The organism is Frankia nepalensis (assembly GCF_016786325.1).
GTDB classification, from domain to species: domain Bacteria; phylum Actinomycetota; class Actinomycetes; order Frankiales; family Frankiaceae; genus Pseudofrankia; species Pseudofrankia nepalensis.
In genome coordinates this window covers 36874-62141 of the sequence record NZ_JADWYU010000085.1, presented here as the reverse complement: position 1 = coordinate 62141, position 25268 = coordinate 36874, and the positions used below count along the sequence as shown (strand labels likewise).

Below are 25268 nucleotides of genomic sequence, written 5' to 3'. Positions count from 1 at the left end.
CGAGGGGCCTCACACAGGCCACAGGCCGTCACACTCAGCCAGACGTGCTCCCGACCGGGGGCGCGGGACAGTCCTGTCGAATCTGGTCGGCCACGTCGGTGGAGCGCAGGGCGAGAACGGCGATGTCATCGGCATGGGAACCACCGGCGAAGGCGAGCACATCCTCCTCGACGGCGTCCACGAGGTCGTGCGCGCTGAGCTGTCCCACCGCGGCGAGGAGAGCCCGGAGGCGTTCCTCGCCGTACTGTTCACGGCCCTGTCGGGCTTCGGTGACACCGTCGGTGTAGAGAAGCAACGTGTCTCCCGGCCGAAGGAGCACTCGTACGTTCTTCAGACCGGACTCGTCGAACAAACCCAAAGGCAGTCCGTGATACCCGATGGCGCGCACCGAACCGGCGGAGGTCCTCAGTAGCGCGGGCATATGCCCCGCCGACGCGAGGAGTGCGCGGACTCCGCCTGGGTCGGGAAACAGCATGACGTAGGTGGCGGTGAGGAAACGCTCGCTGCCGAGACTCCGGGCCAGAAGCGCGGTATTGAGGCGGTCGAGCACCCCAGCCGGAGTCTTCTCGGTCATCGCGACGGCGCGGATCATGCGGCGTGCCAACGCCGCGACCACCGCGGCTTCCGGGCCGTGGCCGCTGACGTCTCCGATCACGACGTCCCACCGGTCCGCTTTGGACTCACGCCGCACGTGTACTCGGTCCGCGCAGGGCCTGGAGGCGGTGCCACCGCGCGACCACACCGGGAACACGTCGTAGAAGTCGCCGAGCGCCCTCAGGCCGTCAACTGCCGGGAGACCGCGCGCGGCGACCTGCATCCCCGGGACGCCGGACGTCCGCGGGAGCAGCAGGCCCATGCGCGGGGCCGGCTCCTGGGCCGTGGGCGCTCTGAGCCGCTCTGCCGCGCGGCCCGCGCGGGCGGTGTCCTCGCGCCATCCCAGTTCGCCCGCCGCGACCCGCGCCAGACCTCCGAGGATCTCCAGGTCGTGCTCCGTCCACCTGCGCGCGGCCGTGTCCAGCACACAGAACAGCGCGAGTGTTTCGCCGGCCGGACCGTCGACGCCGGCGCACGTCCACGCGGCAACGCCCGTGGCGCCGAGGCGCGGGTCGTCGCGGGTGCTCGGGTCGGTTTGGACGTTGTTCACCGTCAGAGGGGCGCCGCCGGCCAGGATCTCACGCAGAGCGTGGGCCAGGGTGTCGGGCGCGAGATCCGATGCCCAGGAGGGCCCACGGGGGGCGTCCGGCAACCCCGCACCGGACTCACCTGCCGGCGCGACGAACGCGACCGGCACGGCCAGCACGATCCTCGCCAGCGCCGTGAGCCGCTCGAACGGGCGGTCCTCGTCCAGCACGGGAGCCGGCGGCATCCTGGGCAACTGTGTCGGCACGACCGGCAACCGGTGCGAGAGCTGCTCATCGACGTCGGGCGCTACCCACGCGCGATCGCGATCGCATGAGCCGTCTGTCCGCCGCGCCGCGCGTGATCCGGACCGGTCGACCGCCCCACTCGCCACCTTCGCGTCGGCGCCGTTGTCGGACATCGCGGCGCGGGCTCAGGACAGGCCGGTGGCGGCGGATGCCTCCGACAACGTCGGCCAACCGGAGCCGATCATCACCCAACCGTCGTGGCCGGCGCGTGGATTGCTGGGATCATGCACCTTGACCTGCCAGCTACCGGGGCTGGTCTCCCTGGCGAACGCGGACTTGCCGCCGCAGGTGCCGTATTGGCTACCGAGCACGGGTGCGGGCCGCGTGGAGGTAGAGCCGTTCTCAACGGACATGGGGTGCCTCTACAGGAGAGATCACCGACGTGCCCGGCACTGAGCCTGAAGCTCGTGAGGTCGCGACGCTGACACGCGGCAACCCCGGCCCGGGCTGGCTGTTTCCCAGCGGCGTCATCTTACGCCGTCCCTGTCCGGCAGTCCCGCCCTAGACCGCGCGATCAGCCCGTCAAATGCGGGTAGGCGGCGTGCGGCCTCGACCTGACAACCATGTCAATGGCGAATTGTGGTCTCAGTGTTCTCTGTCCAGAGAGGATCATTTGGACTGGCACCGCCGACTGGCCCGCCGACGATGGACCTGACCCGTGCTGGGCAGGCGGCCCACCGCGCGAATCGACTTTCGGCACGCCGCAGAAACGCGACCTCAACCTCGCGGTGGTGTGGATGTTGATCCAGGCGGTCTACGAAAAGTCCCGTTCGCCGGACTACCGTTCGTCGCATGCGCGCGAAGGCAGGCAGGTCACGGACGCCCGTGGCGTCGGTCCTCGCTCTGGTCTGCCTCCTGGCCGGCTGCGCGGGCGCCTCTGGCGCGGGTGACGCCGTCGCGGGCTCGACGGCCACCTCGTCGGTTCGCCCGACACGAGGCCTGACCGCCGCCACGGCCCAGCCCACCTCACCGAGCGCCTCGCCGAGTTCCCCGCCGGCCGCGTCGGCGACCCAGCTCTCGACAGCCCCCGCGCCCGGCCCGACCCGCGGACCGGCTCCTGGCGGACCGCTCGCCGGAAACCCCACCGGGACGGCCGCCGTCCCGGCAGAGGCGGCCGCTGTCGACACCTCCCACCCGACCCGGGTCATCGGCGACGGAAGACCGGCCAGTTGCACCTCCGACGCGGTGGTGGCGGCCGTCGCCGCCGGCGGGGTCATCACCTTCGACTGCGGGCCCGCCCCGGTCACGATCACCCTGACCACGACCGCCAAGGTCGTGAACGCGGCCAACCCGCGGGTCGTCCTCGACGGCGCGGGCCTGGTCACGCTCAGCGGCGGTGGCCGGCACCGCATCCTCTACATGAACACCTGCGACCAGGCCCAGGGGTGGACCACCTCGCACTGCGACGACCAGGACCACCCGAGCCTCACCGTGCAGAACCTGACATTCACCGGCGGCGACTCGACCGGCGACCACGCCGCCGGCGGGGGCGGGGGAGCGATCTTCGTTCGCGGCGGACAGCTGAAGATCGTGAACTCGCTGTTCACCGACAACCGGTGCGACCCGACCGGCCCCGACCTCGGCGGAGCGGCGGTCCGGGTGCTGGACCAGTTCCAGGACCGCCCTGTCTACGTGGTATCCAGCACCTTCGTCGGCGGATCCTGCTCCAACGGCGGCGCGCTGAGCAGCATCGGCGTCTCCTGGACGGTGCTGAACAGCGTGTTCCGGGACAACGAGGCCATCGGGTACGGCGCGAACCCGGCCCGCGCCGACGCGCCGGGCGGAGGCAGCGGCGGCGCGATCTACACCGACGGCAACCTGTTCCGTGTCCGGATCGCGGGCAGCGTGGTCGAGGACAACCGCGCCGCCGAGGGCGGCGGCGCGGTCTTCTTCGTCAGTAACGACCGCTCCGGAACTCTCACGATCGAGGGGTCGACGCTGCGGAACAACCCAAGCGAAGGTTTCGAGACCCGGGGCTACCCGGGCATCTTCTTCCTCGGCTCGGGCAGCCCGTCGGTCAGCGGGTCGACGCTGCACTGACGCCACTGCCACCGCCACTGCCACTGCCAGCGAGCGCGGGCCGATATGCGTTAGGTGAACGATTGTCGGCGGTGGCGGCGTGACGATTGGCACCGGCCACCGTGGGCGCGACAGCCTGGCCAGTGGCGTGAGACGCCGAGGCATTGTTCGGTGGTGGGCCGAGACGGGACCATGCCCGCGAGTACGGGGCTGACGAAGACGAGCTGGATCGCGAGCGGCGCCCCCGCGTGGATCTCGTCGTCAGTCCTGGGGCGACAGCGGGCCGGTGGGGTGGCGGGCGTCGATCCAGGCGTCCACCACGGCCCACTGCATGGTCAGCCAGTCCGCGCGCTCCGTGCCCGTCGCGGGCAGTTCGTCGGCCGGGAACCACCACCAGCGCACCTTCATCGGCGCCGCCAGCGGCAGAGCCCGCCAGACCAGGCCCGGGGTGACCAGATGGTCCAGGCCTGTGTGGGCGACCACGACCGTGCCGGCGACGGTGCCCGCGTCCAGCGCGGCGAGCAGCCCGGCGGGCCGCGGGGGGAGCACATGGGTGAGATCCTCGGCGACCTCGGCCCGTGCGCTGTGCCCCCGGCGGCGCAGGCTGACGATCAGACGGCGGCGGCGCCGGGCCGTGAAGTTCGCGCCCTCCGGGAAGATGACCAGGGCGTCCCGGCCGGTCAGCCGCGACGCGAGCGCGTTCACCCGGGCCACAGCCGTCGCGTCGGCGCCGTTGGTGCGCAGGAAGCAGGCTCCGAGCCGGCCGAGCAGGATGTCGATCCCCGGGTCGAGCTGGAGGCTGGCCAGGCCGACGACCCGTGGGGCGCGCCGGTAGTGGTTGAGAACCAGGTCGACGAGCGCGAACGAGTCTCCGGCACCGGCATGCCGGCTGGCCACCAGCACGGGGCGGGCACCGTGCTCGAACGGCCCCGTGGGCGGCTCCTGCACGGTCAGCCGGAACCGCAGCAGTCGGCCGGCCGCCGTCCTGAGCAGCCCCAGCGTCGCGCGCAGCAGCGCGAGATGCGCCTGTTCCCACCGCGACCGCATCAGCGGCCGGATCAGCCACAGCCCGAATCCGGTGACGATCACGGCGACTTCCGCGAGGAGGTAGGTCGCGGCGAGCGTGGCCACCCGGCTCAGTCGTAGCCGCCGGTCGACCGGCGCGCTGGCCAGTCCCACCAGCGTCACCGCGACGCCGAGGGCCACCACCGCGACCGCGACCGGGACGAACAGCGGGTCGACGACCAGGCGACGGACGGCGCGGGGCGGCACCTTCACCTGGTGCCGCCCGGCCCGCCCGGCCCGCCCGGCCCGCCCGGTCCAGCGGACCTGGCGGTCGCGGTGGTGCTCGCCCTCCCAGTGGTTCCCCCGGCCCCGCCGGCGTCAGCCCGGCTGCCGTTGGACTCGCTGCCGTTGGACTCGCTGGCGTCGGCGGCCGGGCTGACGGGTGACTGCGGGGCCGGTGGGCCGTTTGGGGCGCCCGTCGGGGCCCGTTCGAGGTACTCGGCGGTCGCCTGACGGGCCCGCTCGATCCTGCGGCGCACCCCGGAGGGGGACCGGTAGCGCAGGCCGAGCAACGGCGTGTCGTTGCCGTCGCCGACCGGGAGAACGTGCACCGTCACCCCTTCGGGCAGGGCAGCCATGGCGTCGGCGAAGCCGCGGCGCCGGGCGATCTCGAAGGCGACCAGCCCTGCCTCCCATGGCCAGCGGCCCGGGCGCAGCGGCCGCTCGATCCGTCCGACGTGCAGCACGTACACCGTCCGCGCGCCGAGGGCCACCGCCCGGCCCACCGGGGTGCTCTCGACGAGACCGCCGTCCACGTAGTGCTCGCCACCGATCTTCACCGGCGGGAGCAGGGCGGGAACGGCGCAGGATGCCAGGACCGCGTCGACCAGCGGCCCCTGGGCGAACCAGCGCGCGGACGCCCGCTCGATGCTGGCGGCCACGCACTGGAAGCGCACCGGCAGTTCCTCGAACGTGGCCGCGAGATGTGCCTGCAGCATCCGCCGCAGCGGTGCGTTCGAATGCAGATAGCCGTGCTGGACGACCGTCGCCAGACGCTTCGCCGGACCGCCCGCGAACACGTCGGAGCTGCCGAGGTCGGACCACAGCTCCGCCAGCTTCTCGATGGCCCCGGCCGTGGGATCGGCGGCGACCGCGGCACCGTTGATGGCCCCGACCGACGTCCCGACGACCAGATCGGGCCGGCAACCGGCCTCCAGCAGCGCGCCGAGCATGCCGACCTCGGCGGCGCCGAGCACGCCGCCGCCACCAAGCACGAAGGCGACCGGACCCGTCGGGGAGGCTGGCGAAACGGTCGTCACGGGACGCTGCTACCCGCGCGGCCGCGCGGCGAACCGATCATCACCTCGGCCGTGGCCCCGATGCTCCTAGCACGCTGGACCATGCCCCGCTCCTGGGCGTGTTGGGACATGGCCCCGCGCGCCGGACCGGCGCGCCGCCGCGGCGCCGGTCCGGCCATCCGGTCCCAGTCCACCGAATCCAGACGACTACGGGTGGTCTGGCTGGGGTCTCAGTTGCCGGTCTCTTTGCACCCGCCCAGGTTCGAGAACCCCTTTCCTGGTCCACCGCTCTGCGCGACGTTGCTACAGGAGAGGACGTTCCCCTTGCCCTTGGGGTCGATCCAGAAGAGGTACCCCTCGCTACCCGAGAGCACCTTGTTGTTGGTGAAGATGTTGTTGGTCGCCGAATTGTAGCCGTCGGGGCCGTGCACATGCGTCTGGAAGGCGGCTGAATTCTTGTCGAGCGGCGGCACGTTGACGCCGGAGTTTTCGGTGATGGTGTTGTTGTCGCCCTTGACGTCGACCCAGGAGTCGGCCGAGTTCTGCGGCTTGAGCGGCGCCCCCGGCTCCTCCGGGTCGGTGCCGAGCGTGCCGCCGTCGAAGTAGTTCCCCTTGACCAGGTTGAACGAGGATGCCTCCTTGATGTCCAGCCCTTCGCCGGTGAACTCGGTGATCGTGTTGTTGAGCACCTGGTTGTGGTCGGACTGGTCGGACTGGTCGGAGCCGCTGCCCATGTACAGCTTTTCCCAGTTGCCGCCGTCGCTGCCTATGTAGATGGCCTCGCCGTAGCCGGGCGAGCTGTAGCCCGTCTTGGTCACGAAGCTGTTCATGATCGTGTTGTAGCTGGACCCGCTGCGGAAGTGCACCGCTTCCTGTCCGATGGTGTCGACCATCACGCCGTCAAGGACGTTGTGGCTCGAGCCGTCGAGCACCAGGCCCTTTTTCTGGTTGGTGATGCGGATGCCACTGATTGTCCAGTGGTTCGCCTTGAAGACGTGGAGGCCGTAGTCACCCCCGGTGCCGTCGCCCCCGGGCTTGCCGTCGATGATCGCCTGCCGGGATCCCTGCAGGATGATGGGCTTCTCGGCGGTACCGGATACGCCGATCCTGAACTTGGCGGCGGCGTTCTGCTTGCCGATGGTGACGGAACTGCCCTTGGCGGTGTAGACGCCGTCCTTCATGGTGATGACGTCGCCGGGGCGGGCGTCGGCCAGGGCGTCCGCCAGCTCGCCGCCGTCCGTGACGGTCACGGCCCGGCCGCCCGGTTGGGGGGCGACGAGCGCCGGAGCGGGCGGGGTCTGTGGCCCAGCGGCTGGTCCGGACGGCGTGGGCTGATCACGGGTGGCCGTCGACACGGGAAGTCCGGACGTCCGGCTGGCGAGGGCGCCTTCTTCGGCCTCGGAGGCGCCGAAGAGCCCGGCGGCCGAGGCCCAGAGCACGAGGGTCAGGGTGAGGACGGCCGCGACCACGGAGGTGACGACAATCTTATGGCGTGTGATTGTTCGCTGAAGAGCAAGGGCAAAATTCTTGATCACGGGTCACGTATTCCTGGGTGACTATTTTGGCGCGATCTTCGGCAGGAGATTTCTGGGGACAGGAGCCTCTTGGCCCGGTGTGCGTAAGTCGTCACGATCGTACCTCCCAAAGACTGGCGCACTTCGAGGGCCCGACGCCCTGTGAGCGAGGATGCGCGCCGTTCCCCACACGCTCGTCGCGTACGACACGGCCGACTCGCCGAGTGCGTCAATCGAGGGCAACCCGCCGCGGCTTCATCCACGTCTCGGTTCACCACATCCACGGGGCCGCGGTGGTGATCGCGCGCCCGCCGGCTCACCGCCGTCCTGATGTTGCTCGGGCCGCGCCGCGTCCTATGCGGGGTCGACCTGGCGGAGGATCTCCCGCACGGCGGCGAGCGTCTCCGGCGTCGAGTCGAGCCGCCAGTCGGCGCGGCCGGCCGGCCGCGCGTCGTAGTCGAAGTAGCAGATGGTCCGGATCCGTGGGTACGACCGGGACTCGGCCATGTCGGCGATCCACTGGGCCTTGGTGCCGTGATGCCCCGGCAGCGGCTCGTGGCAGCCTGTCTCGCCGATCCAGAATTGTTTGTCTGACAGCGAGGTGATCCGGCGGTAGGGGTCGGCGACGATCTCGTCGAACGACTTCCACTCCTGTGGTTCGTTGAATACGTCACAGCCGACGATGTCGACCCAGTCCGCGCCGGGCCAGTAGCGCTCCATCGCCACGCCACCGATGTCTCGCCCGGTGGGGCACCAGAACCATCGGATGTTGGAGAGACCAGGCATGCGCCGCTCGCGGGCCACGATGTAGCGCCAGGCGGCGACATAGTGCTCGGGCGCCGACCTGCCGCGAGGGTGGGCGGCGGACCAGGGGTACCAGTCGCCGTTGGGCTCGTGACCCCACCGGCAGACGACCGGTCCGTCGAACGAGCGCATTCCGGTCAGCATCGCGTCGACGTGCCGGTCGTGTCTGCCTGCCGGGATGTCCGCCAGGGACAGGACCTCGGCCGCGAGCTTCGGCATCCAGCAGACGACGAGCTCGCGGCCGGCGGCGGGGGCGCGGTCGGCGGGGTAGCGAGCCCAGGTGGTGTCGAACGTGTAGTAGAGGCCGCCGACGACCGGAGCCCGGTATCCCAGCTGCTCCTCCCTGGCCCGCAGGTTCTCCGGCGGGTGGACGATGCCGATCCTGGCCGGGACCGCGCCCCACCTGGGTGTGCATCCCAGGCTGGCGAGCCCCGCGACGACCGCGCCAGCGCCCAGCGCGGCCGCCGCGGCCCCGAGTACTTTCCGCCGCGTTTCGGAAATCGGTTCCGTCAGGCGATCAGCGCGGTGTTCTCGACCTTCTGCCGCCGAACACGCCGCTCCCGCCACGCCATGGACGCTATCGGTACCCAGACGAACGAGGCAAGCGCCGCCATGAAAAGAACGGGGGCGACCGAGACGGGGTCGTTCCGGGTAATCCAGAAATGCACGCCACCGGCGAACATGACGAGGTTGGTCGTGCTCGTCCACAGGACAAGGACGGCGGTGACCTTGGAGGTCATGGTGGTGCGCTTCGTCTCACCGGTCGGTACCCACTCGGAAGTACGGTTCCGCAACGTGTCGAGGATCGCGGCGGCGTGGGAGTACGACGATATCGTGTAGACGCGGATCGTCGCCGGTGTCCAGCCCGTCCGGTGCATCACCCGGATCAGCGGATACATGAGGAACGTCGGGAGCAGCCAGAAGAAGTTGGACAGGTGCACCCGGTCCGGCAGGAACCACACCATGATGATCGTGGGAAGCGGAAGGGTGAGGATTCCGACCGCCGTCGAGATGTAGTAGCCGAACCCGGTGAAGAAGCACAGGCGCTGCCGGTAGCTGAGCGGCGAGTCGTGGAACGCCTGGTCCCGCAGCAGGCTCATCGAGCCGGCGCACCAGCGGTACTGCTGCGAGATGAAGCTCGCCAGCCGGTCCGGGCAGACCCCCTTCGCCAGGACCACCGGCACGTAGATGGTCCGGTAGCCCACCTTGAGCAGGTTCACGCCGGTGTGCACGTCCTCGCTGTGGCCGATCTGGGCGAAGCCACCCGACTTCGTCAGCGCGCCGCGCCGGTAGATCGCGCAGGTGCCGACGCAGATCGGCGCCCCGAGCCGGTCACGGGAGACCTGGGCCCAGCGGTAGAACGACTCCTGTACGGTGCCCGCGCAGCGCTGCAGCCACGACATCGACCGGTCGGTGTCGAAGAACTGCGGCGACTGGACGATGCCGACGTCCTCGTACGCGTCGAAGTACGGCGCGAGCTCCAGGATGAAGTCCGCCCTGGGGCAGAAGTCCGCGTCGAAGATCACGATCAGGTCGCCGTCGGAGTGCTCGAATCCGAACTTCAGGTTTCCGGCCTTCTTCATGCGTCCGCGGTCCGGTCTCGTGAGGTACCGGAACCCGAAGTCCTCGGCGAGCTGGCGCACCTCGGCCCGGGCGCCGTCGTCCAGCGCGTACACGGTGACCGTTCCCGGGTACCGCAGCCGCGCGACGTGTTCGTAGGTGTTCCGGATGACTCGGAGATCCTCGCCGACGCACGGCAGGAACACGTCCACCGACGGATACGTCGTGGGGCTCCACAACTCGGTGATGGCCTGGTGGTCGACGCGCGAGACCCGGCGTTTCGCGGTGGTGCAGATATGCGTGAGGATCATGTAGGCCGCGAACACGCTGAACGGGATCCAGAACCACCAGGTCGCGACCGCGGTGTTGGCGAACAGCAGCAGCGACGTGGCCGCGGAGAGGGTCGCGAAGCTACGCAGCCAGATGAACCAGCGGTGCTGGCGACCGAAATAGACGTACTTCTCGGCGTCGGTGGGCGCGCGCGGCAGGTCGTCGGCCACCGACCGTCCGGGCCTGTGCCGCCCGGGCGAACTGGGAACCGTGACGTTGACGGTCACTGGGGGACCCCCCGGAATATCGGTTGGAGCATGGGCGCGAGCCACGTGGCGTAGGTGTCGGTGATATGGCCCTGATCGCGGTAGACAGTCATGTTGTCCACCGCCGCAGGGCAGAGCCGCGGGGTGCAGAAGAAGGGCAGCGTGTCGACGTACCCGATGCCGGCCCGTCGCATCGCGTCGGCGATGACGAAGTACCGGTCCGGAAAGCGGCCGAACGCCTCGGTGCGCGGGACCAGGCACCGCTGTGCCTCGTCCAGGTTCCGCTGGAGGCAGGTGATCGGATCGGCGAGGAAGGTCGGCGTGTCGCCGATGTAGGCGACCGACGCGGTCGAGCCGGCCAGCGTGACGAGGGCCGCGACCGACCTGCGCGCCCATTCCTCGTCGGTGATGTTGTCCCAGGGCGCGATGTTGGACTGGCTGGCGATGACGAGGTCCGGCTGTAGGCGGGCCACCTCGGCCGCGGCCCACCGCCGGAACACGTCACATTCGCGGTACTCGCGCTTCAGGTCGTTCTGGAAGAACTGGACGTCCGCGATCGGGCAGGCACCCTTGGTGATCTCGACGAGCTTCCACCCCGTCCGCTTCGCCTCCTGGTCCAGCGCGGTCATCCACTGATGGGCGTGCGAGTCGCCGAGGACGACCGCGACCCGCTCGGCGGTGAGGTCGCCGGCGTCGCACAGTCTGATCTCGGTCTGATGGAGATCCGCGAACCCGCAGCTGCCCATGCCGGGCGGCATGTCCGTCGGCGCGTCGGCGAGCGCCGGCGTCAGGTTGCGCGGCAGCCTTTCGATCTGGATGCTGCGCGTCAGCGCCGCCTGGACCGCGGTGACGTCCGGAGTGTTCAGCGCCAGCGCGCTGCGCGCGACGCCAGACGTCTCCAGCGACGGCAGCGTGAGGGTTCCGGCCACCGAGCAGAGGGCGACGAAGGCCGAGAGCGCCGCGCCGGCCCGAATCCAGCCGAACGTGCTCCAGCTGGCCCGGCGTGCGGCGTCCTCGAGGAAGTAGGTGAGGACGGCGAACCAGAACGCGAGGCAGACGATCTCCACCTGCTCCCAGACGCCCAGCGGGCGGCCCACCCACGCCGGCAGCAGGATCAGCATCGGCCAGTGCCAGAGATACCAGGCGTAGGAGACCTTGCCGGCGTACTGCATGGACGGCCGTTCCAGCAGGAACGTCTCCGGCGTCCGGCCGTGCCGCAGCACCCCCGCGCCGATCAGCAGCGCCGCGCCGGCGACCGGCACCACGGCCGCGACCCCGGGATAGACCGTGTGCTCGTCGTAGAGCACCGCCGCGGCGAGGATGGCGCCCAGGCCGGACCAGGCGAGGATCCGGCAGAGCCTGGCCGGGAGGCGGGCCCACCGGTCGGCCGTCAGCGCGACGAGCGCCCCGGCGCCGAGCTCCCACGCCCTCGTCTGCAGCGAGAAGTAGGCGAGGGGGGCCTGGTCCGCGGAGATCGCGACCGAGTAGGCCAGCGTCGCGACGGTGATGGCGGCGATGGCCGTGACGACCAGCCGGTACCGCGGGCGGCGCCGGCCGAGCAGGCAGCAGAGCAGGATCAGCACCGGCCAGACGGCGTAGAACTGCTCCTCGACGGCGAGCGACCAGAAATGCTGCACCGGGGACGGCGGATCGGAGGCGTTCTGGTACTGCACGCCCTCGTACGCGAAGTGGTAATTGACCCCGTAGAAGGCCGCGTACCCGACGTCGGTCATCAGGGACTTCATCTGCTGGTACGGCAGAACGTAGTGCGCGACGGCGACGGAACAGGCGACGACCAGCGCGGCCGGCGGCAGGAGACGGCGGAAACGAGCGGCGTAGAACCGTGCCAGGCTTACCCGCCCGGTAGCCACCGCCTCCGCGTGGAGCTGCCTGGTGATGAGGAACCCGGAAATCACGAAGAACACGTCGACGCCGATGTAGCCGCCGGTCAGGAAGGGCACCTCGGCGTGATAGAAGGCGACGGTCACGATGGCGATCGCCCGAAGCCCCTGGATGTCCGGCCGAAAACGTCTCGGTACCGGACGGCCGGTCGGCACCGCCCGGCTGTCGCCGGGCTCGCCGACGCGCTGGGTGGGCAGGACGATGGTGTTTGACATGGGCGGACTTCCGCGGGAGGGCGTCGGCGGGCAGCGCGGCGCGGGCCCGTCCACCCGCGTCCGGAGGCTTCGGAACGACGAGTCACGGCGACCCGTTCCGCTGACCCGCCGACACAGGACGGCCGGGTACAGAGGTGGTTTTCGCTGGGACCACCGGCGAGTCAGGACCCGCGCGGGCCTCCGGGCACTCCGGCCCTAATTCGCGTAAAGCGCATGATAGATCCCCCGAGGTGACGACGATCCGTTTGACGAGCAGGGCCGACAATGGCCCGCTCCCGGAGATTACAACGCATCGGGTGTACGGGCCGGGATCCTGCTGTAACGGTCTGGTGACACGTCCCCCATACATGCGCACAAAAAAGCGTCAATCCACCCACTGGCGCCAATCACCTCAATGATTCGGCGGAACGCGAGGAAGAAAACGAAAGGCCGGCGCGGGCGTTCGGCGAGACCCACGCCGGCCGGCCGGGAGGCGCCGACGGGCCGGTGCCCGGCAATGTCGCCCGCCGGCTGGCGGCTCAGGAGCGCCCGGGCGGAGTCGCCTGGGCCCGCGGGTGTGGTGACCGTGGATACGCGCCCGCTGGGTGTCGTGGGAGCGCCGCGCGATCCGCCTGTGTCCTTTCGCCGTCGTGTCCGCCGTCCTGCTCGCCGGCGCCGGCGCCGACGCGGCCGGCGCGGCCGGCATGGCCGAAGCGGCCGAACTGGTCGAACTGGCCGGCGTCACGGGAGCCGCGGCGGGCGCGCGGACGGGAGCCGCGACGGACTCCGTCTCGCCGCTGGCGTCGTTCGGGATCGCGCTGCTTCCCCGGCCCACCGGGCCCGGTGAGGACGCCGCGGCGGACCGGTCGCGGTCGGCGCGGTGCGTCGTCGAGACCGTCCGGCCGGGGACGGCCCTGACCCGCGCCGTGGAGGTGTCCGCCGACTCGGCCGAGCGGCTGCCGCTGTCCGTGTACCCGGCCGCGGCCGCCGTCGCCGACGGGTACTTCCAGTTCGCCCCAGGGCGGGCCGCGAACGACCTGTCGAGCTGGACGACGCTCGACCGGGCCGAGGTCGCCCCGTCGCCGGGTTCCCCGGTCACGGTCCGGGTGACCATCACCGTGCCCTCGGACGCGGCCCTGACGGTCCGCGCCGGGCGCCTCGCGGGGACGGCGGAGGCGACGCTGACCTGCCGGCCGGCGTGGCTGGCCCGGCGGGCGCGGACCGCCCGGAGGAAGGGCGGTTCGCGCCCGCCGGGCTGAGCGCGGCCTTACTCGTGCCGGCGCTGGCCGCGCTGGCCGCGCTGGCCGCCGCGCTGGCGCTGTTCACCAGGGCCGCCGCCAGACGGCGCCGGTCGCGGCCGGTGCCGCCCGTTCCGGGGATACCGGTCCGCGCTGAACCGGTCGGCGCGCCGGGGCGTCGCGTTCAGTTCAGCGCGTTCGGCCGGTGGTCAGCGCATCGGCCGGTAGTCGGTCGTCGTCACCTGGCGGCGGAATCGGGGGTCGCGGTCCGTGGCGACCTCGTCGTAGACCTCGACGTCAGGACGGACCGCGGGACGCTGCTGCTGCTGGTACACGACGCGCTGCCGCCGGCGCGGGGCGAACAGGAAGACGTCGAGAATGATCCCGACCGCGCCGGCCACCATCAGCACAACCCCGATCACCGCGATGTCGAGACCCGAGATCTCGACGTCGACGGCGAATGTGAGGATCGCGCCGAGGGCCATGAGGAATATGCCGGCACCGATACCCATCGTGTGCTCCCTTCGAGGGGCCTCCCGGCTGGAGACGATCGCGTCTCGGCGTACCCGAAGAGATTGGTGGTATTCGACGGAAACCCTGTGGATATAATATCCAATCCTGTTTCTGACCGCGGGGTATTCGGCCAGGGGCGCTGGCCTGCGGTTTCGTGGCTCGAACGGATTTCGGCCCAGACGTGGAACCGGGGCGCGCGACCGCGCGTCGAAGACGCGTGGGGGCTGCCGCAAGGGGGTTGCCGTGAGAGCTCGTCCGGTCCGCGCGCCGCGTACATCCGCCGTGACCCGGCTGGTGGAGGCTGCCCGCCGCGCCTGGCCGCGCGTGCCGCGCGCGGCGGTGTGGGTACTGGTCGCGGTGGCGCTGGTCATCGGCGGCACGTTGCTCACGGTCGGGCGGGCGGATGGCGACGACGAGACGGTCCGGCCCGAGGCCGCGCGGGCGGTCTCCGACCTGCCGGCGCCGGCGCCACAGTGGCGACTGGAGTCGTTCCTGGACGCGGTCGTGGAGGTCCCGGCCTCCTGGGGGTACGCGCCGGCGCCGGCCAGCGACTGGTGCGCGGCGACCGAGCAGCCCCGCGTCTTCCCCGAGCAGCCGTACGTCAACACCCGAGGGCCCGGCGCGCCCGTGCTCATGATCGCCTGTCCGCCCACCGGAGCGGCGCCGGATCTGCACGGCGGCGACGTCCCCCGCGAGCACTGGGCCCCGCACGTCTGGTTCGCCGCGACCCCCGCGGCCGGCGGCGTCGAGGAGGTGCCGGACGGGCGGGTGAGCACCGAGGGCTGGACCCGGCTCGTCCGCACGGTCGGCTCGGCGAAGGTGTTCGTCCTGACGGACGACGCCCACCTCGGCGAGGCCGAGCGGATCATCGCCTCGGCCCGCCAGAGCGCCGTCGACCAGCACGGCTGCGCCGCCAGCTCGCCGATCCAGGCCGGCAGGTTCGTCAGCCCACCCGCGCCGTTCGACCTGGCCCGGCTCGACACCGTCGACAGCGTCGCGGTCTGCCACTACGACCTGAGCCGCCCGGTGGGCACCCCCGGGCTCCTGGCCTCCCACGAGCTCGGCGGAGCCGGCGCGACGGCGCTGCTGGCGGCGATCCAGGCCGCGCCGGTCGGCGGCGGGCCGGACACGCCGGACACCTGCGTGACGGAAAGGTGGGGCGACACCGGGATCGTGCTGCGCCTGACGGCGGACGGGTCGTCGCGGGAGGCCTACGTCTACTACGACTGGTGCTTCGGCAACGGCATCGATGACGGAACCACCCGCCGAGCGCTGACCCCCGAGAACTGCGGCCCGCTCTGGTCGGGACGCGTGGTGGTCTGGAGCGGTAGCGGCGCGCCCTTCGCGGCCTGCGACCCCGCGGCGGTGTCCGGAAAGGCGTAGCCGAGACTCGCCCGGCGGCGTCTCGGCGGCGTCTCGGCGGCGTCTCGGCGGCGTCTCGGCGGCTCGCGGCGGCTCGCGGCGTCGCGCGGTGTGGGGTGCGTCGTTGGCCGGATTCGAGTACGGAGGCGCCTGGATGCCCCTAGGCTGCCCCTGATCACCGGCGGTGCCGACCGGGCCGGTCGGCCAGGGACCTCGAGACGCGTGGGGGCAGGTGTGACGACTCCCGACCGGGTGCGCGTGGGGCGGGGTAGCTGGCCGTCGGACGGCAGGGGCGGCACCGTCAACGCGACGGGCAACGGCTTCGGGCCGTACTACGGGATCGGGGCTGGCGAGCGGGCGCCCGAGGGGAGCACGCCCGAGGACATCGAGGCGGTCCGGGCGGGGGTGAAGGCGATCCAGCGGGCGCTGAACTGGCACGTGGCCGTCTCCGGTGAGAAGACGCCGGCCATTCCGGCGGACGGCCGGTTCACCGAGGCGACCCGGGCCGCGGTCATCGCCTTCCAGCAGCGCAAGCAGCCGACGATCAACCGCGACATGTACCTTCCGGCGGTCGAGCGCAGCCCTTCCGGCCTCGTACACAAGGAGACGGCGTACGCGTTGTTCATGCCGATCGCCGACCGGTACGCGTTGAAGTACACCGTCCCGCGGGGCCTGCTGCGGGGGATCACGACGATCGAGAGCAACTGGGACCCGGGCGCGGTCGGCTACTGGACCAACTCGGACTTCGGCCTGAACCAGTGGAACACCACGCTGCCCGACATCACCAGGGACAAGGCGCTTGACCCGTACTGGGCGCTGGACTCGACCGCGCACGCGATGCGTGACCGCATCGACTCGGACCGGTGGGGCAAGAACTGGGTCTATGTAATCGCGGCGCACAACGTGCCCACCTGGGCGGCCGAATGGGCACAGGGCAAGCTGTCGGCCGCCAACCCGGACGACAAGCCGAAGCTCGACCGGATGACCGGCTACGTCACCAACGTCCTCGCTCGCGTCTGGTAATCGCTACACGAGGCCGCTCGGCGGGCTCTCCGCCGGACCCGCGGGGTCGGCCGGGCTTCCCGACGCGTCACCGGCCTCGTCACGCCGCCGGGCCGTGAAGCTCTGGTACGCGGGGCGCAGCGCGTCGCGCAGGTCGCCGAACGGTTCCACCACCAGCGGCCCGCACAGTTCCAGCAGGATGTCGGGACGCGCCGCGGGCCGGTGACGATCGGGCGTGGTGCCCAGGCGGCCGGCGGGAACCGGCGATGACCAGAACGCGGCGGGCGCGCTGGGCAGCGGCTCCGCGTCTCCGCCGGCCGGGAGCGCCGCCGTCGTGGCGCCGGACGGCCCGGGCACCGCCGGGGACCATCCCGGCCCCGCCGGCCAGGAGTACGCGCGGGTGCCGTCCGCGGAACGAGAGGTGGGCGGCGGGCGAAGGCGTCGGATCTCGCCGAGGAGCGCGTCACGTTCCCGGCCGCGCAGCGCCAGGAGCGCGAACGGGTCGAGGCCGAGCACGTCGGCGAGCTGGTGGCCGGCCGCCACGAGGTGCGCGCACGGCCGCTGCCAGTCGGCGCAGGTGCAGTCCATCGCCAGGTCGTCGACGCGGGTGGGCAGGAGGGAGAGCCCGAGCGCGCCGAAGACCTCCTCGATCCCCGCGGGCATCGAGCCGGCCAGCAGCGCGGCGGCGTACCCGGCCTCGGCGGCGAGCGCCTCCTCGACGCGGCCCCAGTCAGCGTCGCCGAACGTCCGGACGGCGAGCCGGGCCTTGTACAGGTCCTCGTCCCGGTCACGGACCATCGCGACGACGAGGTTGCCGGATCGCCGCACGCTCAGCACGGCCTCGGTGCGCACCAGAGCGCGGCCGGCGCGCAGTGGCTCGGGCGGGCTCATGCCCACGACCAGCGCGAGGAACTCCGACGACCACCAGGCCCGCCCGTCCCGGCGGCCGCGGTCCCCGCCGGCCCGGACGTCAGTCATGGACGGCCTCGGGCGCGAGCGCGACGAGATCCCGCAGCTCGTCGGTGGACAGCGCCCCCAGCCAGCTCTCGCCGCCGCCGACGATGGTCCGGGCCAGCGCCGCCTTGTCCGTGAGGATCCGGTCGATGCGCTCCTCGAGCGTGCCCATGCACAGCAGCGTCTGGACCCACACGTCGCGCCGCTGGCCGATGCGGTGGGCGCGGTCCGTCGCCTGTGCCTCCACCGCGGGGTTCCACCAGCGGTCGATGTGGATGACGTGGTTCGCCGCGGTCAGGTTCACGCCGGTGCCGCCGGCCTTGAGGGAGAGCAGGAACACGCCCGGTCCTTGCCGGGTCTGGAAGCGCTCGACGAGCCTGTCCCGCTCGGCGGGACGCAGGCCGCCGTGCAGGAACGACACGTCCACCCCGAGCCGGGTGGACAGGTAGGGGGCGAGCATGGCGCCGAAGCGGGCGAACTGGGTGAAGCACAGCGCCCGCTCGCCGCCCGCGACGACCTGCGCGAGCAGCTCCTCCAGCCGGGCCAGCTTGCCGGACCGGCCGGGCAGCGCCGAGGAGTCCCCGAGCAGGTGGGCCGGGTGGTTGCAGACCTGCTTCAGCCGCGTCATCGCCGCGAGCACGACGCCGCTCCGGCGTACCGGGGACGAGGCGTCCCGCAGGCGCTCCATCATGTCGTCGACGACCGCCCGGTACAGCGACGCCTGCTCCGTCGTCAGCGTGCACAGCTGGCGCAGCTCCGCCTTCGCCGGCAGGTCACGCACCACCGACGGGTCGGTCTTCACCCGGCGCAGCACGACGGGGCGGATCCGCCGGCGCAGCCGGGCGGTCGCGTCGGCGTCGCCGTAACGCTCGATCGGCACCGCGTAGCGGGCGCGGAACGAGCTGGCCGAGCCGAGCAGCCCCGGGTTGACCACACGCATGATCGACCAGAGGTCGCCGAGCCGGTTCTCCACCGGGGTGCCGGTCAGCGCGACCCGGTGGCGGGCGGTCAGCCGGCGCGCGGCGCGGGCCTGGGCGGTCGCGGAGTTCTTGATCTGCTGCGCCTCGTCGAGGACGAGCCGTTCCCACGCGACCGGGCGGAACTCCTCGACGTCACGGGCGAGCTGCGTGTAGGTCGTGAGGACCAGGTCATGCCCCCGGGCGGCCTCGGCCAGCTCCACCTCCGGCCGCCGGCGGTCCGCGTGGTGGGTGTGGACCCGCAGGCCGGGAGCGACCCGCTCCGCCTCGCGCAGCCAGTTCCCGAGCACCGAGGTCGGGCAGACGACGAGGGTGGGCCCGCGGCGGCCGGCGTCCCGGGTGAGCAGCTCCAGTGCCAGGACCTGGATGGTCTTGCCCAGGCCCATGTCGTCGGCGAGGACCGCCCCGACGCCGAGCCGGTCGAGCAGGGCGAGCCAGGCCAGGCCGTGTGCCTGGTAGGGGCGCAGGCGTACCCCCAGGCCGGCGGGCGGCTCGACCAGCGGCGGCCCCTGGCTCGGCTGGCGGTCCAGGCCGGCGAGCAGAGCGCCGAGCCAGCCGTCCGCGACCACCTCGATCTCCGTGCCGGCGGCGTCGTCCCCGGCGGGGTGGGCGGACAGACCGGCGAAGGGGAGGACGTCGCGGACGGCCATCCGGCCGCCGGCGGACCGCCGGGCCAGGTCGAGCCCGGCGAGCGTGCCGGGGTCCACCCGGGTCCACCGGCCCCTGACCTTGACGAGCTCGGACTTCGCCCGCGCGAGGCCGTCGAGCTCGGCGCGGCTGAGCTCGACGTCGCCCAGGCTGACGGCCCAGCGGAAGTCGACGATCTGGTCGAGGTCCGTCGTGACGTCCCGCAGGATCGGCGTCATCGGGTTCACCGCGCGCACGGCGAGCCGAGGCGTGGGCCGGACCGGCCGCGCCCACCAGGACGGCACGAGCACCCCGAAGCCCTCCTGCTCGAGGGAACCGGCGACGCGCAGGAACTCCTGGGCCTGCTCGAGGGTCAGGTCCAGTCCTGTCGGCCGGGCCTCGCGCAGCGCCCGGCCCAGCTCAGGCCACACGGCCACGGCCCGCCCGAGCCCGGCGAGCAGCGACTCCTCGGTCTCGGTGGCCCACGTCGCGGGCCCGGTGGGCCGATCCCGCCAGACCTGGCCGGCGGGCACCCGGACACCGGGGTCCTCGACCGCCTGGACCAGGAAGTCGATCCGCCAGGCGTCGGCGTCGCCCGGAGCGGTCCTCGACAGGGCACCCGGTTCGCCGAGCCGGAAGCACACCCGTGTTGGCCACGGCCGGGTGCCGCCCGAGCGCCACGTCTCGACCTTCGTGGCGAGCTCGTGCGCCGCGTCGCCGGCGGCGGTGAAGCGCGGGTCGTCGCCGAGGGCGCGTAGCCAGCCGGCCGTGGCGCCGCCCAGGGGCGGCCCGGGCGGTCCCGGGGCCGACGGCGTACGCCGCGCCCGCCGAAGCCGTCCGCGCGCGTGGGCGTCCACGAGGTCGTCGAGCGTGCCGCCCAGTGCCTCGGCCGGGTCGTTCCCGGCGGCGGCGCCCTCGCCGACGGCGCGGAACGCCGGCGGCATGCCGGCGGTCAGGTCGTCGAACCGTTCGGCGTCCGGCCCGGTGAGGACCGGCTGCCAGCGCGCCAGCGGCCGCGCGCCGTCCCACCCGACCGCCGGGAGAACCCGGCCGCGGTCGACCAGGTCCGCGGCGAACGCGTCGACGGCCAGCAGGAACAGCGCGGAGGCCCCGAGGCGGAACGCCTCGCCCGGCTCCCGCAACGCTCCGAGTGCCAGTGGGGCCTCCGGGCGGATCGTGTCGACCAGCCAGCGCCGCAGGACCGGGCCATGGGCAGGCGCGCCGGCTCCACCAGGTCCGGACCCGGGCGTCGCGGCGGCCAATGCGGCCGCGAGGTCCGGCGAGGCGAGCGGTGCCGCGGGTGCGCTCGGCAGGAACACGGCGAGCCGCGGGGTCGCGGTGGGTCCGCCCGTGGCGAGCGGCGCCAGCTCCGGGGGCAGGGCGGCGAAGGGGTGGGGCGCGGGCTCGGTGTTCCGGGTTGGCCCCGGCGCCCGTTCGCCGCTCCCGCTTCCACGGAACGTGTCAGGTCGTCCCGGTGCCTGGCTCCACCGCCGCGTGTCCTCGGCCCACAGCCAGACCCCGCTGGCGGTCGCGCGGACACCGTGCACGACCAGCATCGGCACTCCCAGAGGCCGTTGCCCGAGTTCGGGCATCTCCGCGGCGCTCGCCCGAGAGCTTACGTACACCATGCGACCCGCGTGGGCGTCGAAGCGGCCAGCGACAAGACGGACTCGCCGCCTGCTGGTCACGGTATCGTCGACGCGACTGTCGTCGTCGATGGTTTCGGCGCGCCGCGAAGCGCCGTGCTCATGTGGAGATCGTGGGAAGCGGGCCGGTCGGCCGGTCGAGTCGGCGATGCGGAGGTGGTCTCCACCAACGGATGGTGAGCGCCCCGCGCCCGCGCAGCCCGGGGGAGCTGCGACGTGCCCGTCGCCCACGCTCGCATTCCTGCTGGGACCATCTGATCGCCGCGCCGCTGTGGCCCCTGCACGGCGTCAACCTGGGCACGCTCCTGCGTACCTGCGACGCCGTCGGGGCCTGTCTCGCGGTACCCCGGCTTCCCCACGTACCCGAGGCACTCGCCCGCGGCAACACGCTGCGGCACCGGAGCTGCGTGCACTGGGTCGGCCGCGACCCACTGTCCTGGCTCGAAGGCCAGAAGGCCGCCGGCAGCCGCGTCGTCGGCGTCGAGCTCACCGACGAGTCGGTCCGCCTCGCCGACCTGCCGGCTGCCAGGCAACGCACCGTGATGCTGCTCGGCCACGAGCGGACAGGCCTGCCGGCCGACGCCTTGGGACTGGTCGACGTCGCGGTCGAGATACCGATGATCGGCACCGGCGCGAGCCTCAACGTCGCTGTCGCCGGCTCCCTGGTCCTCTACCGGCTCGCCGGACTCGTTTAGTGATGGAGCCGGCCTTCGACCGGCCGCCTGTGGCGATGGAAGATCCCTGGCGGCCGGCCGGTCCTGGGATCGGTCCATGGGCTATGGCGCCAGACGAGCGGGTTTTCGGCACCATGGCGTCTGGGATCATGGTCGAAAACCCCACAGGTCATGACCAGCTGCCCCTCGGGCCGCCCCGCTCGTCGGTTCCGAGGTTTCTTCAGGGCTTGTCTGATGGCTCCTGGACGAGGTCGTGGCCCCAGCAGGCACGGACGGTGGACAGGGAGCTGGCGCTGATCGCGTCGCGTCCTGGCCCGCGGGCAGTCCGGTCCATGATTCCAGCGCTGGTGGTGCCGCCACGGCCTGTTTTGGCACCCTGGCTCATGCCCCGATCCCAGGCCGGGTCCGCGGCTGCCGGAAGCCGCGGACCCCGGCCGGCCAGCTTCCGGCTACCAGATGCGGACCCGGTCGTCGGGGTCGAGCCACAGGCCGTCGCCGGGGGTGGTGTCGAAGACCTCGTGGAACTCGTCGAGGTTGCGCGCGATGTTGGCGCGGAACTCCGGCGGGCTGTGCGGGTCGGTGGTGAGGTACTGCCGCTCGAGCTCGAGGCGGCGCTTGGTGCGCCACACATAGGCCCAGTTCATGAACAGCCGCCGCCGGTCGTCGCGGGCGGCCTCGCCGCCCTGGGAGATGACGTAGGCATGGTGCGCGATGGTCAGGCCGCCGAGATCGCCGATGTTCTCGCCGACGGTGAGCGCGCCGTTCACCTTCTCGCCCGGCAGGTTGCGCGGCTCGAAGGCGTTGTACTGCTCCACCAGCGTCTTCGACTTCACCTCGAACGCGGCCTTGTCGGCCGGGGTCCACCAGTCGTTGAGGTTGCCGGCGCCGTCGTACTGCGCTCCCTGGTCGTCGAAACCGTGACCGACCTCATGGCCGATGACGGCGCCGATGCCGCCGTAGTTCTCGGCCGGATGGGCGTCCGGGCTGAAGAACGGCTTCTGCAGGATGCCCGCCGGGAAGCAGATCTCGTTGGTGCCGGGGTTGTAGTAGGCGTTGACCGTCTGCGGGAGCATGAACCACTCGTCGCGGTCGACCGGCGCGCCGATCTTGGCGAGCTGCCGGTCGGTCTCGAACGCCGCGGCGGCCTGGGCGTTGCCCATGAGGTCGCCGCCACGGACCCGCAGCTTCGAGTAGTCCCGGAACCGGTCGGGGTAGCCGATCTTGGGCCGGAACGTCTCGAGCTTCTCGAACGCCCGCTGCTTGGTCTCCTCGGTCATCCAGTCCAGCCGGGAGATCGACTCACGGTAGGCCGCGAGCAGGTTCGCGACCAGGTCGTCCATCTGCGCCTTGGCGCGGGGCGGGAAGTGCCGGGCGACGTACTCCTCGCCGACCGCCTCACCGATCGCGCCCTCGACGAAGGACACCGCGCGCTTCCACCGGGCCCGCAGCTCGGGCGTGCCGGACAGCGTGCGGCCGTAGAAGTCGAAATGGGTCTCGACGAACGCGTCGGGCAGGTAGGGCGCGGCCGAGCGCAGCACGTGGCCGACCAGCCAGTCGCGCCACACCTCGATCGGCGTGTCGGTCAGCACCACCGAGAGGTGCTCGAAGAACGACGGCTGCCGCACGCACACCTCGGCGAGCGTCGCGCTCGGGCCGGCCAGTGTCTCCGCTTCGCTCCGTCGCCCACGCGCTCCGGCCCCTTGCTCGTCCCTCGCAAGGGACCTCCGCGCGTGTGCTCCTGCGCTCAGGTGCCCGCCGAGGCCGGTGACGTAGGCGTCCCAGTCGAAGGCCGGGCAGAGCGCCGCCAGCTCCTCGGCCGTCCTCAGGTTGTAGGTCTTCTGGACGTCGCGGGTCTCGGCCCGCTCCCAGTGGCCCTTGGCGATCAACGTGTCCAGGTCGAGGATCCGCCGCGCGGCGCCGTCGGCGTCGGGGTGCTCGGCCAGCCCGAGCATGCGGGTCAGGTAGGCGACGTACTTCGCGCGGATCTCGGCGAACTTCTCCTCGCGGTAGTACGACTCGTCCGGCAGGCCCAGGCCGCCCTGGAGGAGGTTGAACAGGTAGCGGTCGGAGTCGCGGTCGTCGGTGTCGACGTAGGAGCCGAACAGCCCGTGGCCGCCGACCCGCTCGAGCTCGCCGAGGAACGCCGCGAGGTCGCGGACGTCCCGCACGCCGCGGGCGGCGTCCAGCAGCGGCCGCGCCGGACCCAGGCCGAGCTCCTGGATCGTGTCGACGTCCAGGAAGGAGTTGTAGAGGTCGGCGATCTTGCGCGTGTCGGCGCTCTGGGCCGCCGGGTCCCGTGCCGCGAGGTCGGTGATGATGTCGCGGACCTGCCGCTCGGCGGTGTCGGCCAGCTGCACGAACGGGCCCCAGCTTGAGCGGTCGGCCGGGATCTCCGCCTCGGCGAGCCACCGGCCGTTCACGTGGCCGAAGAGGTCGTCCTGCGGTCGTACGTCGAGGTTCATGCCCTCGCGGGCGTCGTCGAGGATGCTCACAGAACGGAAGTCTCCAGGTGAGTGGGTGCCCAGGGAAGCATCTCACCAAGAACCCTCCGGCGGCCGGCCGTTCGGGCGGCCGCCCCGGCCGCCGACCCGTGGGCGCGCGCGTCGACGCGCGCGCCGCCGGCCAGCGGCGCGGCGCTGGCGGCACGGTGGCTCGTGGGGCCGAGCGTGGGTCTACGGGGCGATCGCGGGCCAGTCGCTGCTCTGGGGCAGCGGATGCCGGAACAGCTTCGCGGCGTTGCCGCCGGCGATCATCACGGCCTCGTGTCGCGGGATGTCGGCGAAGCGCTTGCGCAGCAGGTCCTGCGAGCCCGGCCAGGTCGAGTCGGCGTGCGGGAAGTCCGTCTCGAACAGGATGTGGTCGATCCCGATCATGTGGCGCTGGTCGAGGGTGCCGGGGTCGTCGAGCATGCAGAAGTAGAAGTTCCTGCGCAACGCCTCGCTCGGCGTCACGTCGTAGGTCCACGGCGTGCCGCCGCTGCCGGAGTGCGCGAGCACGTAGTCGAGGCGGTTGATCGCCATCGGCACCCAGCCGATGCCGCCCTCGCTCAGCGCGATCTTGAGGTTCGGGTAGCGCGTCGGGATGCCGGCCCACACCCAGTCCACCGCGGCGCAGAACGCGCCCGCCGGGAAGAGCGACGTCTGCACGTTCAGGCCACCACCGGGCGAGCCCTGCAGGACGAAGCCGCTCGCGCCGCAGTGCAGCGAGATGACGGTGTCGGTCTCCTCGCACGCCTTGAAGAACGGCTCCCAGTGCTTGTGGTTGGTGATCGGCGGGAGCTTGAGCAGGTGCGGCGACTCGAGGAACGACACCGACGTGAAGCCGAGCTCGGCGTTGCGGCGGATCTCGTCTGCGGCGACCTTCGGGTCCTTGAACCAGGGCAGCTGCATCGGGATGAAGCGCTCCGGGTACGCGCCGTGCCACTCCTCGATCATCCAGCTGTTCCACGCCCGGACCGCGGCGAGCCCGACCTGTTCGTCGAGGTTCATCGACAGCACGCGGCCGGTGAAGCCCCAGGCCCCGGACGGGAAGCACAACGACGCCCAGATGCCGTCGAGGTCCATGTCCTTCACCCGCGCGTGCACGTCCCACGCTGACCGGCGCATCTCGCTGAAGTTCAGCGGGTCGAGGGTCCACTCGGACTTCGGGCGCCCGGCGACGACGCTCATCCCGTTGTCCCGGTAGAGCCGGTCGCGGTAGAGCCAGGCCTCCGACCCGTCCGGAGTCGTGATCAGGTGAGGTGCCTGGTCACGGAGCTTCGCCGGGAAGCGCTTGACGAAGATGTCGGCGGGCTCGGTGAGATGATCGTCCACCGAGACGATCGAGTAGCTGCGTTCCTGCGGTTCTGGGTCCGGAAGCAGCTGCCAGTTCGGCCTCGGCATCGTGTGCTCCTGGTTCTCGCCTGTCGGCTGCGGCGCGGTTGTTTGCGAGCACTTACTCTCTACGATCCTAGCCGCACTCGCGAGCGTGGGGCGCCGTCTCGGGCCGGAGACGTTCGCGGTCCGAGACGCCTTGGG

General features: G+C 71.9%; 18 protein-coding genes and 1 pseudogene. 6 read left to right on the top strand and 13 right to left on the bottom strand.

The annotated features are described in order from the left end of the window. Nucleotides 1-34 precede the first annotated feature (34 nt). Together I6A81_RS04935 and I6A81_RS04930 are read right to left on the bottom strand one after the other, a co-directional pair. A complete protein-coding gene (locus I6A81_RS04935; RefSeq protein ID WP_202999470.1) occupies nt 35-1366 on the bottom strand; it encodes a PP2C family protein-serine/threonine phosphatase in 1332 nt (443 codons plus the stop codon). A gap of 186 nt (nt 1367-1552) precedes the next feature. After that, a complete protein-coding gene (locus tag I6A81_RS04930; RefSeq protein WP_202999468.1) occupies nt 1553-1780 on the bottom strand; it encodes a hypothetical protein in 228 nt (75 codons plus the stop codon). 439 nt (nt 1781-2219) lie between these two features. On the opposite strand from I6A81_RS04930, the gene I6A81_RS04925 reads away from it, so the two are divergent. Beyond that, nucleotides 2220-3467 (top strand): hypothetical protein, encoded by a 1248-nt coding sequence (locus I6A81_RS04925; protein WP_202999466.1) that lies wholly within the window; start codon nt 2220-2222, stop codon nt 3465-3467. Nucleotides 3468-3707: 240 nt separating this feature from the next. Here the strand turns inward: I6A81_RS04925 and I6A81_RS04920 are convergent, their stop codons facing one another. The 6 genes and pseudogenes from I6A81_RS04920 to I6A81_RS04895 form a co-directional block, all read right to left on the bottom strand. Beyond that, nucleotides 3708-4724: a 1-acyl-sn-glycerol-3-phosphate acyltransferase gene (locus tag I6A81_RS04920; protein ID WP_202999464.1), complete on the bottom strand. Its 1017-nt coding sequence runs from the start codon at nt 4722-4724 to the stop codon at nt 3708-3710. 209 nt (nt 4725-4933) lie between these two features. Continuing rightward, a pseudogene (locus I6A81_RS04915) lies at nt 4934-5770 on the bottom strand (patatin-like phospholipase family protein); the annotation flags it as partial. Between the two features lie 209 nt (nt 5771-5979). After that, nucleotides 5980-6999, bottom strand: a complete 1020-nt coding sequence (locus tag I6A81_RS04910) for a NosD domain-containing protein (protein ID WP_202999462.1) — start codon at nt 6997-6999, stop codon at nt 5980-5982. A 618-nt stretch (nt 7000-7617) separates the two neighbouring features. After that, nucleotides 7618-8634 (bottom strand): glycoside hydrolase family 26 protein, encoded by a 1017-nt coding sequence (locus I6A81_RS45420; protein WP_202999460.1) that lies wholly within the window; start codon nt 8632-8634, stop codon nt 7618-7620. Then, nucleotides 8577-10127 carry a glycosyltransferase family 2 protein gene (locus I6A81_RS04900; protein WP_202999458.1) on the bottom strand — a complete coding sequence of 517 codons (1551 nt, stop codon included), beginning with the start codon at nt 10125-10127 and terminating at the stop codon, nt 8577-8579. The genes I6A81_RS45420 and I6A81_RS04900 overlap by 58 nt, the downstream gene beginning before the upstream one ends. 53 nt (nt 10128-10180) lie before the next feature. Next, nucleotides 10181-12280, bottom strand: coding sequence for an acyltransferase family protein (locus I6A81_RS04895; protein ID WP_202999456.1), 2100 nt, complete (start codon nt 12278-12280; stop codon nt 10181-10183). Nucleotides 12281-12909: 629 nt separating this feature from the next. On the opposite strand from I6A81_RS04895, the gene I6A81_RS04890 reads away from it, so the two are divergent. Beyond that, nucleotides 12910-13518 carry a hypothetical protein gene (locus I6A81_RS04890; RefSeq protein WP_202999454.1) on the top strand — a complete coding sequence of 203 codons (609 nt, stop codon included), beginning with the start codon at nt 12910-12912 and terminating at the stop codon, nt 13516-13518. Nucleotides 13519-13706: 188 nt separating this feature from the next. Here the strand turns inward: I6A81_RS04890 and I6A81_RS04885 are convergent, their stop codons facing one another. Beyond that, complete coding sequence (locus I6A81_RS04885) at nt 13707-14009, bottom strand: DUF6458 family protein (protein WP_202999452.1); 303 nt, start codon at nt 14007-14009, stop codon at nt 13707-13709. 244 nt (nt 14010-14253) lie between these two features. Between I6A81_RS04885 and I6A81_RS04880 the strand changes: the two genes are divergently transcribed. Both I6A81_RS04880 and I6A81_RS04875 read left to right on the top strand, forming a co-directional pair. Continuing rightward, nucleotides 14254-15393 (top strand): hypothetical protein, encoded by a 1140-nt coding sequence (locus I6A81_RS04880; RefSeq protein WP_202999450.1) that lies wholly within the window; start codon nt 14254-14256, stop codon nt 15391-15393. Between the two features lie 213 nt (nt 15394-15606). Continuing rightward, entirely contained in the window at nt 15607-16395 is a 789-nt protein-coding gene (locus tag I6A81_RS04875) for a peptidoglycan-binding protein (protein ID WP_202999449.1), read from the top strand. Nucleotides 16396-16398: 3 nt separating this feature from the next. On the opposite strand, the gene I6A81_RS04870 is transcribed toward I6A81_RS04875, so the two are convergent. Then, the gene (locus tag I6A81_RS04870) at nt 16399-17352 is read right to left on the bottom strand and encodes an SWIM zinc finger family protein (protein WP_238428161.1); all 954 of its coding nucleotides are present in this window, start codon (nt 17350-17352) and stop codon (nt 16399-16401) included. Further along, nucleotides 17345-20488 (bottom strand): DEAD/DEAH box helicase, encoded by a 3144-nt coding sequence (locus I6A81_RS04865; protein ID WP_202999448.1) that lies wholly within the window; start codon nt 20486-20488, stop codon nt 17345-17347. Before I6A81_RS04865 ends, I6A81_RS04870 begins: the two co-directional genes overlap by 8 nt. An 81-nt stretch (nt 20489-20569) precedes the next feature. Here I6A81_RS04865 and I6A81_RS42995 point away from each other — a divergent pair, with 81 nt between their 5' ends. Then, a complete protein-coding gene (locus I6A81_RS42995; RefSeq protein ID WP_202999447.1) occupies nt 20570-20758 on the top strand; it encodes a hypothetical protein in 189 nt (62 codons plus the stop codon). Beyond that, complete coding sequence (locus I6A81_RS04860; RefSeq protein ID WP_202999446.1) at nt 20752-21273, top strand: TrmH family RNA methyltransferase; 522 nt, start codon at nt 20752-20754, stop codon at nt 21271-21273. Before I6A81_RS42995 ends, I6A81_RS04860 begins: the two co-directional genes overlap by 7 nt. A gap of 428 nt (nt 21274-21701) precedes the next feature. On the opposite strand, the gene I6A81_RS04855 is transcribed toward I6A81_RS04860, so the two are convergent. Further along, the gene (locus I6A81_RS04855) at nt 21702-23744 is read right to left on the bottom strand and encodes a M13 family metallopeptidase (RefSeq protein ID WP_307874481.1); all 2043 of its coding nucleotides are present in this window, start codon (nt 23742-23744) and stop codon (nt 21702-21704) included. A 180-nt stretch (nt 23745-23924) separates the two neighbouring features. Continuing rightward, nucleotides 23925-25133, bottom strand: coding sequence for an amidohydrolase family protein (locus I6A81_RS04850; protein ID WP_202999445.1), 1209 nt, complete (start codon nt 25131-25133; stop codon nt 23925-23927). Between the last annotated feature and the right edge of the window lie 135 nt (nt 25134-25268).

Excerpts from the sequence above, each read along its gene's own strand:
- I6A81_RS04935 (WP_202999470.1), bottom strand. The coding sequence starts at position 1,366 with ATGCCGCCGGCTCCCGTGCTGGACGAGGACCGCCCGTTCGAGCGGCTC.
- I6A81_RS04930 (WP_202999468.1), bottom strand. The coding sequence starts at position 1,780 with ATGTCCGTTGAGAACGGCTCTACCTCCACGCGGCCCGCACCCGTGCTC.
- I6A81_RS04925 (WP_202999466.1), top strand. The coding sequence starts at position 2,220 with ATGCGCGCGAAGGCAGGCAGGTCACGGACGCCCGTGGCGTCGGTCCTC.
- I6A81_RS04895 (WP_202999456.1), bottom strand. The coding sequence starts at position 12,280 with ATGTCAAACACCATCGTCCTGCCCACCCAGCGCGTCGGCGAGCCCGGC.
- I6A81_RS04885 (WP_202999452.1), bottom strand. The coding sequence starts at position 14,009 with ATGGGTATCGGTGCCGGCATATTCCTCATGGCCCTCGGCGCGATCCTC.
- I6A81_RS04870 (WP_238428161.1), bottom strand. The coding sequence starts at position 17,352 with ATGACTGACGTCCGGGCCGGCGGGGACCGCGGCCGCCGGGACGGGCGG.
- I6A81_RS04865 (WP_202999448.1), bottom strand. The coding sequence starts at position 20,488 with ATGCTGGTCGTGCACGGTGTCCGCGCGACCGCCAGCGGGGTCTGGCTG.
- I6A81_RS04860 (WP_202999446.1), top strand. The coding sequence starts at position 20,752 with ATGGTGAGCGCCCCGCGCCCGCGCAGCCCGGGGGAGCTGCGACGTGCC.
- I6A81_RS04850 (WP_202999445.1), bottom strand. The coding sequence starts at position 25,133 with ATGCCGAGGCCGAACTGGCAGCTGCTTCCGGACCCAGAACCGCAGGAA.